Origin of the sequence: Paracraurococcus ruber, assembly GCF_004353985.1 — a bacterium.
Classification (GTDB): Bacteria; Pseudomonadota; Alphaproteobacteria; order Acetobacterales; family Acetobacteraceae; genus Paracraurococcus; species Paracraurococcus ruber.
This window is the reverse complement of sequence record NZ_SMOA01000064.1, coordinates 1-14810: the sequence shown is the minus strand read 5'-3', so window position 1 is coordinate 14810 and position 14810 is coordinate 1. Positions and strand designations below refer to the sequence as shown.

The following is a 14810-nucleotide window of genomic DNA, read 5'->3' as shown; positions in this document are numbered from 1 at the left end:
GCGTTTCGTGAGAGAGACGCAGGAACTAGAGAAGACGCCAATCACCCTGAGTGCGACGGCAATAGCGCTGTTACAAACTACTTGGGTTGGGCCTGTCTCGCATTTCGGCCGTTGATAACAGAGACACCGCCAGTCGCCCTGATTTGGCACCATCTCTGGTTCGCGGCTGTTGAGTTTTCATTCTCTAGCCGCATTAGCCCCACAGCGGGGGGGGGGGGCATTGTGTCCCCGTCCATCCAAAAACCCAGGATCACCAATGACTCTCACGACGATGCAGGCACCCCTGCACGATGGCATTCGCTCGTTCACCGCCCGGCAGCTTACCAGCCGTCAGTGGCCTGCCAGGGACTTCCTTATCCATCCTTGGCTCCGCAAGGGGGAGTCAGCCTTGGCCTGGGCGGCGCCTGGGGTCGGCAAGACCATGCTGAGCCTCACCCTCGCCCTCATGGTGGCAGGCGGCGGCAAGTTCGCTGGGTGGGAAGCCTATACGCCTCGCAAGGTGCTGATCGTTGATGGTGAAATGCGGGGCGAAGACCTTGCAGAGCGCCTGACCTTCCTGGCCCACACGGTGGAGGGCATCAACATCGACGTCGCCTTGGACAACATCGAGATTCGGGCGCGGCAGCTTCAGGACCCTGGTTCGCCGTTCTACGACATTGCCGATGGCCGGACGCAGCGGGAACTCTCGACCTACATCCGCAAGGCGAACGTCGACTTCCTTATTCTGGACAACGTGACGACCCTCACCGACACCATGGGAGACGAGAACAGCGTAGAGGCGACCAAGCCGGTGCTGGCGTTCTTGATGGACCTGAAGCGGACTGAAGTTGGCGTCCTATTGGTCCATCACTCCAACAAGGGCGGAAATACCTATCGGGGTAGCACCTCCCTAATGACCACCTTCGAAGTTGCCATCGGTTTGAAGAAGCCCGAAGGCTCGGCCATGGGGCAGGCGTGCTTCTCCCTGGAGTTCACTAAGTTCCGGGCCAAGGCCGGGGACATGATGGTGCCCAGGGTGTTCACGCTGGACGGGTCCGGGTGGCACGTCGCGGAGGATGAGGATGACGAGACTACTCGCCTTATCCGAGCCATTGAGACCTGCCGGTTCAGGACTCAGCAGCAGGCAGCAGTCTCGGTTGGCATCGAGGAGACCAAGGCGAGCCGTTTGCTGAAACGGGCCTATGCCACGGGGGCGACCTCCCAGCGACACATTAGGGAGTGCTTGAAGCAGGCTGGCGAGGCGGCTGACGAAGCCATCGGGTCTGCCGACCTAACCTTGTAGATCGATCCTGAGTTGAAGGTTGCGGGCAGCCCTTGGAAGACCCCTGAGGGCTGCTGGCGCCACCCTCGCCGTGTCCGCCTGCGGCGTCCCCTGCGGTGTCCCAATGGGGAGCATTGGTTCACCTGGGGTGCAGGACTAGAATGAGCGGAGCGACCGAAGGGAGCGGTTGCAAGTTGTTTCTTACTATAGGAGTGCAACTCTGCAACTGCTCCCATTTCCCCAGTGGCCACGGGTTAAGGCTCATTCATTGAGGCTCCCTGATCTGAAGCCGATAATAACAATAAGGAAGACGTACGGCTTTTTTGAAGTGGGTCCCGGATGGGGGTAGACCACTTAATGCGGCTATCTGGACTGTATCACCACAGGGCAACGCCCGTTGGAGTCAAGTGATACAGACGGAGGCAAGCCGAAAAATGGGCGCGTTTGTCGGATATCTGCGAGTCAGCACTGACAAGCAGGGACGGTCGGGGCTGGGCCTAGAGGCGCAGCAGACTGCCATTGAGGGCTTCCTGAAGGCGGGTGACCGATTGGTGGCGCCGATCTTCGTGGAGACAGAGAGTGGGAAACGGACTGACAGGCCGGAACTGCGGAAGGCACTGGAGAAGTGCAAGCGGACTGGAGCGACGCTGCTGGTGGCGAAGCTGGATCGCTTGGCCCGCAATGCGCACTTCCTACTGGGCCTACAGCGGGAAGGTGTGGACTTCGTGGCAGTGGATATGCCTCACGCCAACAGGCTCACCATCGGCATCATGGCGGTGGTAGCGGAGGAGGAGGCTCGGATGATTAGCGCCCGCACCAAGGCCGCATTAGCAGCCGCCAAGGCCCGTGGTGTGAAGCTTGGAGGTGACAGGGGCTACCGACCACGGACAGGCCCAGGCGACGCTGTACGGGCGGCTGCGGCAGTGTCTAGGCAGAGGAAGGCAGCGCAGTTCGCATTCAATGTGCTGCCCAGGGTGGAGGCGTTGAGAGGGGCTGGCGCCTCGCTCAGAGAGGTTGCCAGGGCCTTGGACGCTGAAGGGCTGGCGACACCCCAAGGGGCAACTTGGACGGCAGCAGGGGTGCGCAGGGTGCTGTTGAGCAAGCCTGCGGAGTGACCCATAGGGAGGCCAACAAGCCTCACTTTCTCCCGCGCCAAGCGGGACTATGTGTCAAACCAGAAATGCGACCAAAGGCTGTTGCAAGCCGTACATTCGCGATCTTTTTGGGGGAGGAAAATGGTAGCGCTTCCGTTCGATTTTGATGCCTACGACTTTCAGAATGGTTTTCTCGTGCTCCGTGGTGGTATCACCGCTGCGCTCGGAGGTATCGAATCCAATAATAATGCTTTGAAGATGAAACTAACGGAATACGAGGAGGGCGGCCTTTTCGAGGGACAGGAGGACGAAGACGGATGTGTAATCTGGAGTTTGGATCAACTGCTGCAGCATAAGATTGAAAACAATATGCTGGCTTCAGAAGAACTTCGGCGAGGTTTCGTAATCACCGCATTTCATCTTTGGGAGCGTTCCATCCAGCACCTTAATCGTAAAGCATCTAGAAATGCGAATGATGCTGGGTGTGAAAGCGGCGGTAAACATCTCCAGAGCTTTGGTGACTTCGAAAAAGCCTTGAAGAGGCTTCATTTTCCAATGCATGCCAATCTGCGGCCAGTCTATCTGTTGGCCACTTTTCTGAAGCACGATAATGAGAGGCACTGGGTTGAGTTGTCACCGTTTCTAGACAAATTATTTCCAACAATCACCTTCGAAGGGAGCATTTCTAAAGTCGATGCGGCATCGTTGCGCATTACTGACGATCATCTCAACATGATCTTTGATGTGCTGTCTCGATCTGGACCACAAGAGACACCAGCCGGAATAACAGACGTGGCACTTTAGCAGATATAGCGACTACGTATGTGCCTGATTCACGGATCGCCCATTTCGAAAGAAGACAGGAAGCTATGGAAAGTCCACTGCTGCCAAATGCGATCAAGGAAGCGGGATAGCCCAGGCCATCCGAAGCAGGTCGGCGTCGGACGGACCTTTGCTGTACCGGGACAGACCCTCGCCCGGTCGTTCGTGCCCGATGAAGGCATCGGCAATCCAAGGCTCAATCCCGCCATGCTCCGCAAGCGTTCTGGCCCGATGCCGCCAACCATGCGCAGCAACGAGGTCCTTGTCGGTCACGGCCTTGCGCAGAAGACGACCGAGCCTTTTGGAGAGGGCAGCAGACCGGTTCCCGTACCGGTCCTTCTTCAACTCAGGGAAGAGGGGCAAGGCAGGGGCCTTCAGGCGAGCCTGCAAGGCTTCCAAGACCTCTGGCGCGACCACAGGGATGCGGCGTGATGCGGCAGCGGTCTTTCCCTCTCGTACAGTCAGCCATGCCACACCGTTGACCACTCGTATGTCGCTACAGGCAAGGGCGCAGACTTCCTCCAAGCGTGCCCCGGTCACGGCCATGATTCGCACCACCTCAGCGTCGACAGGGTGCTTCGCTGCCCTAGCGTCGACTGCGGCAGTAAAGTGTCGGGCCTCCTGTTCGGTGAATGGTCGGCGATCTGCATCATTATCCGAGAAGACGCCCCGTCCTCGCGGTTTAGCTGGCGCCTGTCCTTCCCATGGACTCCGCTGGTTCTCCGGGTAGTCGCCCCGGTTCTGAAGCCACAGCCAGAAGGCACTGAGACCGGTCACCATGCGGCGGACAGTTGCGGCCTTGCGGCCATTCCCTAGCACTTGCTCAGTGAACCGGGATGCCGCCTTTCGGTCCACCTCCTGCACAGTGCGGTGCCGGGCGACCAACAGCTTAACCGTAGAACGGTCCATCGCTTTGGTCTTCTCGGCGACATGCCGGGAGGCCAGCCATGGCTCAACCATCGGCGCAATCTCAATCAGCTTCCCTGTGGCCAACCCATAGAAGCGCGATGCGTCTGGGCGGTCATCGTGACTGCCGTGTTGTCCCTCCAACGGACCAGGGTCAATCTGATCAGCAAGGTCGCCAATCTGGTCCAGGATGGCCTCACGCTCATCCTGGTCAGCAGCCTTCGCCAGCGCCTCCCGAAAGAAGGAAGCTCTTGCTGCTAGGCTGTCGCCCCCACCCCGGGCCTGTTCAGCAGTGCGCTTCCATCCTGCGACTACCGGACCGACCCGGGCCAGGGCTTCACGCCGCGAGTCTACCCCCAAGCTCAGCTTCAGCCGCTTCTTGCCGTTGAAGGCATGGCGGCAGTCCTGGGGTACGTCCCAAACGGCGTACCAACGGCGGCGCTGAAGCTCTAGGAAGTCGGCCATCGGGAAAGGAGTTCCACCTACAAGTTCCACCTACGTTAGCCCAAGAAGCCTCTGATATAAAGCTAAATCAACATGTTCTACCATTTGGTCATCCCCTCCCGTTGGGGACGCCACTTCCGCACCGCCCCTCCCGCCCTGGCCTGCCGGCTTCCGTTCCGCCGCGCGACGTCAGGTTGAGGCACCCGGGCGGTCGAGCCCAACCCCCGGTTGCCGATAGATGGGTGCGGGAGCCGGAAGGGGTGCGCCGGCGGTCTCTGTACACACGTCGCAGCGCGCCGGGGCCGGATGGCCCCCTCCCACTGAGGGCCGGATGGCCCGCTCCCACATGAGGGCCGGTGGCCCCCTCCCGCTTGATCTCCGGAAGGCCCCCGCCCGCTTGTTGCGCCCGGCCCGTCAGGCCGGAGTGCCGAGGCATTCCGCGGCAGCGCGGCGGGGCCGCCGCCGCACCGGTGGCCAGTAGGTCAGCGCTCGCGGCCGGCGCGGCGAGGCCACCGGCCGCGCCCGGTGGCGCCCCGCCGCCCGCGGCAGGTGCCACTGGATGTCGCGCATCCGGTTCATCTCCGCCAGCAGGTCCAGCGCCTCCGCCAGCAGGCTGCGCAGAACCCACCGATGCGCGTCGAAGCCGCTTAGGTCGCAGGCCGCAGGGCAGCATCGGTCGATGCCGGAAGCGAAGGTGGCGCCGGCCACGTCCAGCCCATCGGTCAGGTGCTGCACCCGGCCGCGGATCATCTCCAGGGCGATGGTCGTATAGGCCTCAAGGCCAATGCCACCGGGCCTGTTGCCAGCGTTAAGCTGCGTGTCAGCCATGATCCGGGTCCCCCAATCCCAGGATTGCGGTTTGGCCGGGCGGCGCGCTGCCGAACGCGCCGCCCGGCCGTCCCGACGCTAGGGCCGGCTGCCATCAAACTGCAACAATATTGATCACAGACCTGTGAACACCTAAGCATCTGGCGGGGCTGGGTGCGCCGTGCGTCGGACGGGGTCAGGCACCGCTGTTGCTGCCCCTGCTGTTGCCATAGGTCGGCGGGGTGGTGGCAGGCTGCAGCGCGCCGCAGCCGGCGGCGCCCAGCAGCGCGAGGAGGATGATCCAACGCATCGTGCCGGCTGCAGCGCGGCGCGGGCGCCGCGGTGCCCCGCCATGCCGGTCAGGCCGGCGTGAGGCCGCGGCGCGCATCCCGCCGCCGCAGCCATTGCAGCAGCGGCAGGCTCAGCAGCACCAGCCATAGCTTGCCCAGCACCTGCCCGGCCAGGAAGTCCAGGCTGCCGAAGGCCAGCCAGAGGAAGACCAGGCTGTCCACCAGCAGCCCCGCCACGCTGCTGGCCGCCACCGCCCGCACCAGGCCGCGCCGCTGCAGCGGCGTGTAGATCGCCAGGTCCGCCGCCTCGCTCAGCAGGAAGGCGGCGGCGGAGGCCAGCACCAGCGCCGGCGGCGCCAGCAGCGCCGACAGCGCCGTGCCCGCCAGGATGGCGCCGAAGGCCCAGCCGAGGCCGAGGCGGCGCTGCACCAGGTCCCGCAGCACCAGCGCCGCGCCCACCATCAGCACGCCCGATGGCGCCATGATCCCTGGCGCCACGGGGATCAGGCAGGGGCCCTGCGGCACGCAGGTCGTCCCGGCATGGCCGATCAGCCAGTTCGCCGCCGGGATGCAGAGGCCGAACAGGGCGAGGCAGAGGAAGCCCTCGGCGCGGCCGGCGCGCATCAGGGGATGCCGATCAGCTTGTGGGTCTGCAGGGAAAGCCGCCAGCGCGGATGCGCCAGGCAATAGGCGACGGCGGCTTCGGTGTTGGCGGCGCGGTCCGGCCCATCCATCGGCTGCAGGTAGAAATCCCGGAAGTCCAGCGCCTCCACCGCCTCCGGCATCAGGCCGGGCTGCGGGAAGACCAGCTTCAGCTCCTCCCCCTGCGTCACCCGCAGCGGGGCGCCTGCCTTCGGGCTGACGCAGAGCCAGTCCACCCCCGCCGGCGGCGCGACGGTGCCGTTGGTCTCGACCGAGACCGCGAAGCCGATGGCATGCATCGCCGCGACCAGCGGCGCGTCGAGCTGCAGCAGCGGCTCCCCGCCGGTGAAGACCACGTGGCGATGCGCCGCGCCGCCCGGCCAGGCGGCGAGGATGGCCCCGGCCAGCGCCGCAGCATCGGCGAAGCGGCCGCCGCCCGCGCCATCGGTGCCGACGAAATCAGTGTCGCAGAACCGGCAGACCGCGGCCGCGCGGTCCTCCTCCCGCCCGCTCCAGAGGTTGCAGCCGGCGAAGCGGCAGAAGACCGAGGCGCGGCCTGCCTGCCCGCCCTCGCCCTGCAGGGTCGGGAAGATCTCCTTCACCGCATAGCTCATGCGGCGCGATCCCGGGGGACGGCGATGTCGTTGATGCTCATGTCCGGCCGGCGCCACCAGCCCTCCCGCGCCGGCAGCCAGTCCAGCGGGTCGCCCGCGAAGCGGACGCTGTTGGTCGGCGTCTCCTCGATCTCCACGGCCGCGACCGCCAGCCGGCCGCCCTCGGCCGCCAGGAAGGCGCCGAGCTTGGCGGCGAACAGGCAGCAGAGCAGCTCCGTGGTCGGATCGCCGGGCGTGACCAGGATGCGGTCGAGCCGATGCGGCTCCTCCGCCCGGAACCAGCGCAGCAGCGGGTCGGTCGCGGCCAGCTGCAGCGCATGGTCCACCCGCGTGTCGATCCAGCGATGCCAGGTGCCCTTCGCCCGCGCGAAGGGCTCGACCATGTTCGCCGCGCCGTCCAGCGGCGCCGGGCCCGTCGCGCGCAGCCGCACGGTGACCGTCTCGGTATGGCCATGCGGCACGGCGCATTGCTCCGACCCGCCGAGCAGCAGGCGATGCGCCATGGCGAAGCGGCGGCGGAAGACCAGCTCAAGCATGCGCGCCCCGCCAGGCGTCCCAGCCGCGGCGCCGCAGGTCGCAGGCCGGGCAGGCGCCGCAGCCATAGCCCCAGTCGTGCCGCTGCGCGCGGTCCCCGAGGTAGCAGCTATGCGTGTCCTCGCGGACCGCCTCGACCAGCGGGGCGCCGCCGAGCCGGTCCGCCAGCACCCAGGTCGCCGCCTTGTCCCGCCGCATCAGCGGCGTGTGCAGCACGAAGCGCCGTTCCATGCCGAGATTCACCGCCACCTGCAGCGCCTTCAGCGTGTCGTCGCGGCAATCGGGGTAGCCGGAATAGTCGGTCTCGCACATGCCGGCGACCAGGTGCCTGAGGCCGCGGCGATAGGCCAGCGCGGCGGCGAAAGTGACGAAGATCAGGTTGCGGCCGGGGACGAAGGTGTTGGGCAGGCCGTCCGCCTGCATCGCGATCTCCGTGTCGCGCGTCAGGGCGGTGTCGGAGACGGCGCGCAGCGCGTCCAGCGCCAGCACATGGTCCTCGCCCAGCCGCGCGGCCCAGTGCGGGAATTCGCGCAGCAGCCGGGCGCGGAAGGTGGCGCGGACCTCGAGTTCCACGCGGTGCCGCTGGCCGTAGTCGAAGCCCAGCGTCTCGACATGCGCGAAGCGGTCCAGCGCCCAGGCCAGGCAGGTGGCGGAATCCTGCCCACCCGAGAACAGCACCAGCGCCGCGTCGTCCCTCATGCCCCCGCCTCCCGCGACCTGTCCTCCAGCCGCAGCGCCGCCCAGCGCGCCGCCTCCGCCACCACCGGATCGGCATCCTCCGCCCGCGCCTGCGCCACCGGGCGCAGCGCAGGGTCGCCGCTGTTGCCGATGGCGACCAGCACGTTGCGGACGAAGCGGTCGCGGCCGATGCGCTTCACCGGGCTGCCGCTGAACAGCGCGCGGAAGGCGGCATCGTCCAGCGCGGCCAAGTCCGCCAGCCGGGGCGCCCGCAGCGTGGCGCGCGGGGCGAAGGCCGGCTCGGCATGGGCGCGGGCGAATTTGTTCCAGGGGCAGGCCGCCAGGCAGTCGTCGCAGCCATAGATGCGGTTGCCCATGGGGGCGCGGAATTCCTCGGGGATCGGGCCGCGATGCTCGATCGTCAGGTAGGAGAGGCAGCGCCGCGCATCCAGCCGGTAGGGCGCCGGGAAGGCCTCGGTGGGACAGACCGAAAGACAGGCGTGGCAGGACCCGCAATAGTCGTGCTCCGGCGGATCCGGCGGCAAGTCCAGCGTGGTGTAGATCTCGCCGAGGAACAGCCAGGAGCCATGGCCGCGGCTGACCAGGTTCGTATGCTTGCCCTGCCAGCCCAGGCCCGCCTGCTGTGCCAGCGGCTTCTCGGCGACCGGGGCGGTGTCGACGAAGACCTTGAGCTCGGTGCCCGCGAAGCGCCGCGCCATCCAGCGGCCGAGCGCCTTCAGCCGGGACTTCACCACGTCGTGGTAGTCCTTGCCCTGGGCATAGACGCTGATGGCGCCGCGGTCGCGCCGCGCCAGCACCGCCAGCGGGTCCTCGTCGGGGCCATAATTGAGGCCGAGGGCGATGACGCTCACCGCCTCCGGCCACAGGGTGCGGGGCTGGGCGCGCTGCGCCGCGCGGTCCGCCAGCCAGCCCATGGTCCCGTGCATGCCTTCGGCCAGGAAAGCGTCCAGCCCGGCCCGCACCGCGTCCGGCAGCACCGCCTGGGTGAAGCCCACCGCATCGAAGCCCAGCCGCAGCGCCTCCGCCCGGATGGCATCGCGGGCGGCGGCATCGGCGGCGGAGGGGGAGGGGACAGGGGCCTCGGGCATTCCGGCATCCGCGGGGCGCGCCCGGCGGGCGCCCGGCTGCAGGGGTGGCTGGGATCGCCGCGGTCCTTAGGCCCGATCGGCCCGGCAGGGAACCGCCGCCGCGCGCCTCTCGCGCGCCGCCAAGGCTGGCACGGCCGGCCGATGCATGGCTAACGTTCCGTCATGCGCGGCGCTGCGGCCCGCGCGCCGGGGCGGGCCACCGCCCCGCCAGCCAGGACGAAGCGGCGCCCCCCCGCCCCGGGGGCGCGCCGCCACAGGGAGGAGATCGAGAGGCATGACCACGCATCCCCGCATCCCGCGCCGCGCCGCTCTCGGGCTGGCGGCCGGGGGCCTGGCGCTGCCGGCCCTGGGCATCCCCGGCGCGGCCCGGGCCCAGGCGCAACGCGGCCCGGGCGGCTGGCCGGACCGGCCGGTGAACTGGATCGTCGGCTTCCCGCCCGGCGGCCAGACCGACTTCGCCGGCCGCATGCTGCAGGCGCCCTTCTCCACCGCCATCGGCCAGCCGGTGCCGATCGAGAACCGCGGCGGCGCCGGCGGCAACATCGCCGTCGAGCAGGTGCTGCGCGCCCGGCCGGACGGCTACACCCTTACGGTCGGCAATATCGGCACCTTCGTGCTGAACCCGCACACCATGCAGGGGATGAATTTCGACCCGCTGGAGCTGGTGCCCATCGGGCTGATGCTGCAGTCGCCGCTGCTGCTGCTGGTGCATCCGGACGTGCCGGCGCGCAATTTCCAGGAATGGGTCGCCTGGATGCGCAGCCAGCAGCCGAACGGCATCGACATGGGCACCACCAGCGCCGGCGGCATCGCGCATGGCGTGTCGGAGAAGCTGCGGGCGCGGCTGGGCAACCCGAATTTCAACCTGATCCACTATCGCGGCAGCGGCCCGGCGCTGCCGGACTTCATCGCCGGCCGCTACAAGACCCAGTTCGAGGCGCCGTCGCTGGTCTTCGACTTCGTCAAGGACGGCAAGCTGCGGCCGATCCTGGTGACGTCGCGCAACCGCATCCCGGCCTTCCCCGACGTGCCGACCGCGGCCGAGGCCGGGCTGCCGGATTTCGAGGTGGCGGCCTGGATCGGCCTGTTCGGCCCGCGCGGCCTGCCGGCCGAGCTGGCGCAGCACATCAACGCCATGCTGAACATCGCCTGCCGCGACCAGAATGCACGGACGCGCATCTCCGAACGGGGCGACGAGATCGGCGGCGGCGGCATCGAGGAGTTCACCGCGCGCGTGCGGCGCGAGCATGCGGAGTGGGGGAAGATCGTGCGGGAGGCGGGCATCCGGGCGGAGTGACTCGCGGCCGCAGGCGCGCGCGAGGGTCGTGTTCCGAGCCCTGCAGCGGATTGCGTTCAAACCTGAACGCCAATCCGCTGCAGGGCCAGGGACCGGCCAGATCATCCCTCGGGGATGCCCTGGCGGCGCACCGGCCGCAGGCACCGCCCCGCAGCAGCGGCATGTCAAAAACATCAACTGGCATTTCTGATTTTGCGCATAAAGAAACTATGAAAAACATGAAGACAGATCCTCGATTGAATGATAGCCTGCGTAACGTCCGGCAGTTTTGCTGAAAATTTGCATCTCTGCCGGTGTTTCGGTTGCCTTTATCGGTTCCGAGCGAGACATCGGCGTCAATGCGGGGGGCAATATGTTTATCCTGAAGGCAAGCTATCCGGGTTACTCTGGTGGAGATTTATGGCTGAGCTATTCAGGCGACAATTATGTCATTCTATATGCGGATTCGGCCGTACATATGTTCCATACAGAGCAACAACACTTGCAGGCTCCGTCGGGTAACTTCCCTCTCGCGATTAATCCCAAGGAGCTCGCCAACTATGGGGGGCGTGCCAGCTGGCGTGACTGCGCGTTCAACATGGAGGGCGATCCGGTTCTCTTCATCGACGACCAGATCGCGTTGAAGGCGACGCCGGACGTACGGCTTTGCCTTCGCGCCGGTGACGACCGCCGCGTGTGGTGGTCGGGCGGCCTCAATGACCCGTCCACGCACTACCTGACGTTCCAGAAATTCCCTTACGGAAAATCCTGAGCAGGGCTGCCTGGTCCGCACGCGGCGTCGCATGCCCCGGCCGCATTCGCTGCCGAGGCAGGCAGCCGGCCACGCGGACGGCAGGTCCGGCGGATCCCGGGCACGATCGTTGGGGCCGCGGACGTTCCGGCCTTGGAGTGGCGGTCGGGCCGTCGGCGGCGAACTCGTTCATGCCCGGAATCGCCACAGGCCGGGTCATGGCCCGGTGGCGGATGGCGCGTCCCCGGACGGCAAAGCGCGGGCGGGGTCACACTCTGCCTGCGGGGTTCCTCCGGTTGGCCCGAAGGGCCGAGCGCCTGGATAAGCGCCGCCGGTACGGCGAAGCCTAGGGCCGCGACGGCGGCCCGCCCGGCATCTGAGCGGAACCAAGGTGGAACCTTCGCCCGCCTGTTATCAACCCCGCCCGCGATAGGGCTGCACGCCCTGGTCCGGCACCCAGACCCCCTCCGGCGCCGGGCCGGTCTGATAGAAGACGTCGATCGGGATGCCGCCGCGCGGATACCAGTAGCCGCCGATCCGCAGCCAGAGCGGCGAGAGCGTGTCCACCAGGCGCCGGGCGATCGCCACCGTGCAGGCCTCGTGGAAGGCGCCGTGGTTCCGGAAGGCGCCGAGATACAGCTTCAGCGACTTGCTCTCGACCAGCCAGTCCCGCGGGACATAGTCGATGACCAGATGCGCGAAGTCGGGCTGGCCGGTCAGCGGGCAGAGCGAGGTGAATTCCGGCGCCGCGAAGCGCACCAGGTAGGCGATGCCCGGATGCGGGTTCGGCACGCGTTCCAGCACCGCCTGCTCCGGGCTGTCCGGCAGGCTGGCGGCGCGGCCGAGCAGCGTGAGGCCGGAGGTGTCGGTCGTTGCCCGAGCTTCGGATGCCGATGACGTCTCTTGGACCGTCTGACGCAGATCCTGCATGCCTAGCAACCAATCCACAGAAACATGAAGGACTTCAGCCAGCCGCGTGAGGTGGCTTGCGGAAGGCAGGCTCTTGCCGGTTTCGAGCAGCCCAATCGCGCCGTGCGAGACGCCTGTCGCCTGCGCAAGCTTGCGCTGAGTCAATCCGGCCTGAGTGCGCGCCTGTTCCAGGCGAGCCCCGAACTCCCTCGTCGGTCCGTTCGCGTCGTCCGTCACCGAAGCGCCTCCCGGTCCTCGGCCAGTTCCTCTCCCGCCGCGTCGTCCGGCGGCGCATCCCCCGCTGCCCAGGCGGCCTCCAGCGCCGCCGCATGCGCGTCCAGCCCGCCGGCCGAGATCGCGTCCCGCAGGCCGCGCGTCAGGTCCTGGTAGTACTGCACATTGTGCCAGGTCAGCAGCATCGGCCCCAGCATCTCCTCCGCCTTGATCAGGTGGTGCAGATAGGCGCGGCTGTGCCGCGTGCAGGCGGGGCAGCCGCAGGCCGGGTCCAGCGGCCGCGGGTCCTCGGCGTGGCGGGCATTGCGCAGGTTCAGCACGCCGCGGCTGGTATAGGCGCGGCCCGTCCGCCCGCTGCGCGTCGGGATGACGCAGTCGAACATGTCGATGCCGCGCCGCACCGCGCCGACGATGTCGGCCGGCGTGCCGACGCCCATCAGGTAGCGCGGCGCATCGGCGGGCATCAGCGGCACCGTGCAGTCCAGCACGGCGAACATCGCCGCCTGCCCCTCGCCGACCGCGAGGCCGCCCACCGCATAGCCCTCGAACCCGATGTCGGTCAGCGCCGCCACGCTCTCGGCCCGCAGCGCCGGGTAGGTGCTGCCCTGGACGATGCCGAACAGCCCATGCCCCTCCCGCGCCACGAAGGCGTCGCGGCAGCGCTGCGCCCAGCGCATGGACAGCCGCATCGACGTGGCCGCCGCCGCCTCCTCCACCGGGAAGGGCGTGCATTCGTCGAGGCACATGGTGACGTCGGCGCCGAGCAGGCGCTGGATCTCCACGCTGCGCTCCGGCGTCAGCCGGTGCTTCGAGCCGTCCACATGGCTACGGAAGGTCACGCCCTGCTCGTCCATCTGCCGCAGCTCGGACAGGCTCATCACCTGGTAGCCGCCGGAATCCGTCAGGATCGGGCCGTGCCAGTCCATCAGCTTGTGCAACCCGCCGAGCCGCGCGACGCGCTCCGCCCCCGGGCGCAGCATCAGGTGGTAGGTGTTGCCCAGCACCATGGGGGCGCCGGTGCTGCGCACCGCGTCGGCGGTCATCGCCTTCACCGTGCCGGCGGTGCCGACCGTCATGAAGACCGGCGTCTCCACCGGCCCATGCGCGGTGTGCAGCACGCCGCGGCGCGCCGCGCCATCCGTTGCCAGCCGGGTCCAGTGCAGGGTCACGGCGCGTCCTCCGCCAGGTGCAGCAGGCTGCCATCGCCATAGCTGTAGAAGCGGTAGCCTTGGGCGATGGCATGGTCGTAGGCGGCGCGCATCCGCGCCGTGCCGGCGAAGGCCGAGACGAGCATGAACAGCGTGCTCTTCGGCAGGTGGAAATTGGTCATCAGCAGGTCGGCGGCACGGAAACGGTGGCCGGGCAGCAGGTAGAGGTCGGTGAGGCCGCGGAAGGGCCGCACCGGCCGCCTGGGATCCTCCATGCCATCCTTGTCCCCTTGGGCCGCCGTCTCCAGCAGCCGCAGCGCGGTGGTGCCGACCGCGACGATGCGGCCGCCCCCGGCCCGCGCGGCATTGATGCGCGCCGCGGCCGCCTCCGTCACCTCGCCCCATTCGGCGTGCAGCCGGTGGCGGCGCGGATCCTCGGCCCGCAGCGGCAGGAAGGTGCCGGCGCCGACATGCAGCGTCACCGTGGCGCGGCTTACCCCGCGCGCCTCCAGCGCCGCCAGCATGGCATCGGTGAAATGCAGGCTGGCGGTCGGGGCGGCGACGGCGCCCGGGCGGCGGGCGAAGACGGTCTGGTAGTCCGCCCGGTCCTGCTCGCTCGGCCCTTCCGGCCGGGCGATATAGGGTGGCAGCGGCACCTCGCCGGCCTGGTCCAGCGCCGCGGCCAGTCGCGCCGGGTCCGGGCCGAAATTTAGCCGGGCGGTGCCGCCCTCCACCGCCAGGACGGTGCAGGGCAGGTCGGCCGCGCCCTCGATCCGGATGCTGTCGCCCGGGCGCAGCCGGCGGGCGTTGCGGACCAGGGCTTCCCAGATGCCGCCCTCCTCGGCCCGGTTCAGCATGATCTCGATCGCCGCCTCGCCCCGCCGGCCGCGCAGCCGGGCCGGGATCACCCTGGTGTCGTTGACCACCAGGACGTCGCCGGGCCGGAGCAGGTCCGGCAGGTCCCGCACGATCCGGTCCTCCAGCCCATCCGGCCGCACCACCAGCAGGCGGGCGGCATCGCGCGGGCGCATGGGCGCCTGGGCGATCTGCGCCTCCGGCAGGGCGAAGTCGAAATCCGCCGTGCGCAGGGCGGGCAGGGACGGGTCGGGGGCGTCGGACACGCGAACGCAGCCTTCAGGGGGTGGGGGCGGCGGGGCACGGGGCCCGGGGCCGCGGCGCCCTCGGCCACGGCCATGCCGCCTGCCCCGGCGCTGGCGCCGCGCGGCTTAGCGGCGGGGCGGCCGGAAGGCAACGCGGCGGGGTCCGGCAGGCAGGCCGTGGCGCCGCGGGC

General features: G+C 68.2%; 15 protein-coding genes and 1 pseudogene. 5 read left to right on the top strand and 11 right to left on the bottom strand.

What is annotated here, in order from left to right:
- Window positions 1-256 precede the first annotated feature (256 nt).
- The 3 genes from E2C05_RS13820 to E2C05_RS13810 all read left to right on the top strand — a co-directional run bounded on the left by E2C05_RS13820 (window position 257) and on the right by E2C05_RS13810 (window position 3159).
- Complete coding sequence (locus tag E2C05_RS13820) at window positions 257-1282, top strand: AAA family ATPase (RefSeq protein WP_133220227.1); 1026 nt, start codon at window positions 257-259, stop codon at window positions 1280-1282.
- A 413-nt stretch (window positions 1283-1695) separates the two neighbouring features.
- Window positions 1696-2376, top strand: coding sequence for a recombinase family protein (locus E2C05_RS13815; protein ID WP_133220226.1), 681 nt, complete (start codon window positions 1696-1698; stop codon window positions 2374-2376).
- A 120-nt stretch (window positions 2377-2496) separates the two neighbouring features.
- On the top strand, window positions 2497-3159 hold the full coding sequence (locus E2C05_RS13810; RefSeq protein WP_133220225.1) for a hypothetical protein: 663 nt from the start codon (window positions 2497-2499) through the stop codon (window positions 3157-3159).
- Window positions 3160-3252: 93 nt separating this feature from the next.
- On the opposite strand, the gene E2C05_RS13805 is transcribed toward E2C05_RS13810, so the two are convergent.
- From E2C05_RS13805 to queG, 7 genes are all read right to left on the bottom strand, one after another.
- A complete protein-coding gene (locus E2C05_RS13805; protein WP_133220224.1) occupies window positions 3253-4548 on the bottom strand; it encodes a tyrosine-type recombinase/integrase in 1296 nt (431 codons plus the stop codon).
- Between the two features lie 393 nt (window positions 4549-4941).
- Window positions 4942-5355 carry a hypothetical protein gene (locus tag E2C05_RS13800; RefSeq protein WP_133220223.1) on the bottom strand — a complete coding sequence of 138 codons (414 nt, stop codon included), beginning with the start codon at window positions 5353-5355 and terminating at the stop codon, window positions 4942-4944.
- A gap of 338 nt (window positions 5356-5693) precedes the next feature.
- A complete protein-coding gene (locus E2C05_RS13795) occupies window positions 5694-6248 on the bottom strand; it encodes a VUT family protein (protein WP_133220222.1) in 555 nt (184 codons plus the stop codon).
- A complete protein-coding gene (gene queE / locus E2C05_RS13790; RefSeq protein ID WP_133220221.1) occupies window positions 6248-6880 on the bottom strand; it encodes a 7-carboxy-7-deazaguanine synthase in 633 nt (210 codons plus the stop codon). The genes E2C05_RS13795 and queE overlap by 1 nt, the downstream gene beginning before the upstream one ends.
- Complete coding sequence (locus E2C05_RS13785) at window positions 6877-7416, bottom strand: 6-pyruvoyl trahydropterin synthase family protein (protein ID WP_133220220.1); 540 nt, start codon at window positions 7414-7416, stop codon at window positions 6877-6879. The genes queE and E2C05_RS13785 overlap by 4 nt, the downstream gene beginning before the upstream one ends.
- The gene (gene queC / locus E2C05_RS13780; protein WP_133220219.1) at window positions 7409-8113 is read right to left on the bottom strand and encodes a 7-cyano-7-deazaguanine synthase QueC; all 705 of its coding nucleotides are present in this window, start codon (window positions 8111-8113) and stop codon (window positions 7409-7411) included. Before queC ends, E2C05_RS13785 begins: the two co-directional genes overlap by 8 nt.
- Complete coding sequence (gene queG, locus E2C05_RS13775) at window positions 8110-9201, bottom strand: tRNA epoxyqueuosine(34) reductase QueG (protein WP_133220218.1); 1092 nt, start codon at window positions 9199-9201, stop codon at window positions 8110-8112. The genes queC and queG overlap by 4 nt, the downstream gene beginning before the upstream one ends.
- 274 nt (window positions 9202-9475) lie before the next feature.
- On the opposite strand from queG, the gene E2C05_RS13770 reads away from it, so the two are divergent.
- The gene (locus E2C05_RS13770; RefSeq protein WP_133220217.1) at window positions 9476-10498 is read left to right on the top strand and encodes a Bug family tripartite tricarboxylate transporter substrate binding protein; all 1023 of its coding nucleotides are present in this window, start codon (window positions 9476-9478) and stop codon (window positions 10496-10498) included.
- A gap of 352 nt (window positions 10499-10850) precedes the next feature.
- The gene (locus tag E2C05_RS13765) at window positions 10851-11249 is read left to right on the top strand and encodes a hypothetical protein (protein WP_133220216.1); all 399 of its coding nucleotides are present in this window, start codon (window positions 10851-10853) and stop codon (window positions 11247-11249) included.
- A gap of 393 nt (window positions 11250-11642) precedes the next feature.
- On the opposite strand, the gene queF is transcribed toward E2C05_RS13765, so the two are convergent.
- The 4 genes and pseudogenes from queF to queA form a co-directional block, all read right to left on the bottom strand.
- On the bottom strand, window positions 11643-12158 hold the full coding sequence (gene queF / locus E2C05_RS13760) for a preQ(1) synthase (protein WP_133220240.1): 516 nt from the start codon (window positions 12156-12158) through the stop codon (window positions 11643-11645).
- 18 nt (window positions 12159-12176) lie between these two features.
- A pseudogene (locus tag E2C05_RS35410) lies at window positions 12177-12374 on the bottom strand (helix-turn-helix domain-containing protein); the annotation flags it as partial.
- Window positions 12371-13540: a tRNA guanosine(34) transglycosylase Tgt gene (tgt, locus tag E2C05_RS13755; protein WP_133220215.1), complete on the bottom strand. Its 1170-nt coding sequence runs from the start codon at window positions 13538-13540 to the stop codon at window positions 12371-12373. The gene tgt and the pseudogene E2C05_RS35410, both read right to left, overlap by 4 nt.
- Window positions 13537-14607 (bottom strand): tRNA preQ1(34) S-adenosylmethionine ribosyltransferase-isomerase QueA, encoded by a 1071-nt coding sequence (gene queA, locus E2C05_RS13750; protein ID WP_133220239.1) that lies wholly within the window; start codon window positions 14605-14607, stop codon window positions 13537-13539. The genes tgt and queA overlap by 4 nt, the downstream gene beginning before the upstream one ends.
- Between the last annotated feature and the right edge of the window lie 203 nt (window positions 14608-14810).

Excerpts from the sequence above, each read along its gene's own strand:
- E2C05_RS13820 (WP_133220227.1), top strand. The coding sequence starts at position 257 with ATGACTCTCACGACGATGCAGGCACCCCTGCACGATGGCATTCGCTCG.
- E2C05_RS13815 (WP_133220226.1), top strand. The coding sequence starts at position 1,696 with ATGGGCGCGTTTGTCGGATATCTGCGAGTCAGCACTGACAAGCAGGGA.
- E2C05_RS13810 (WP_133220225.1), top strand. The coding sequence starts at position 2,497 with ATGGTAGCGCTTCCGTTCGATTTTGATGCCTACGACTTTCAGAATGGT.
- E2C05_RS13805 (WP_133220224.1), bottom strand. The coding sequence starts at position 4,548 with ATGGCCGACTTCCTAGAGCTTCAGCGCCGCCGTTGGTACGCCGTTTGG.
- E2C05_RS13800 (WP_133220223.1), bottom strand. The coding sequence starts at position 5,355 with ATGGCTGACACGCAGCTTAACGCTGGCAACAGGCCCGGTGGCATTGGC.
- E2C05_RS13795 (WP_133220222.1), bottom strand. The coding sequence starts at position 6,248 with ATGCGCGCCGGCCGCGCCGAGGGCTTCCTCTGCCTCGCCCTGTTCGGC.
- queE (WP_133220221.1), bottom strand. The coding sequence starts at position 6,880 with ATGAGCTATGCGGTGAAGGAGATCTTCCCGACCCTGCAGGGCGAGGGC.
- E2C05_RS13785 (WP_133220220.1), bottom strand. The coding sequence starts at position 7,416 with ATGCTTGAGCTGGTCTTCCGCCGCCGCTTCGCCATGGCGCATCGCCTG.
- queC (WP_133220219.1), bottom strand. The coding sequence starts at position 8,113 with ATGAGGGACGACGCGGCGCTGGTGCTGTTCTCGGGTGGGCAGGATTCC.
- queG (WP_133220218.1), bottom strand. The coding sequence starts at position 9,201 with ATGCCCGAGGCCCCTGTCCCCTCCCCCTCCGCCGCCGATGCCGCCGCC.
- E2C05_RS13770 (WP_133220217.1), top strand. The coding sequence starts at position 9,476 with ATGACCACGCATCCCCGCATCCCGCGCCGCGCCGCTCTCGGGCTGGCG.
- E2C05_RS13765 (WP_133220216.1), top strand. The coding sequence starts at position 10,851 with ATGTTTATCCTGAAGGCAAGCTATCCGGGTTACTCTGGTGGAGATTTA.
- queF (WP_133220240.1), bottom strand. The coding sequence starts at position 12,158 with ATGCAGGATCTGCGTCAGACGGTCCAAGAGACGTCATCGGCATCCGAA.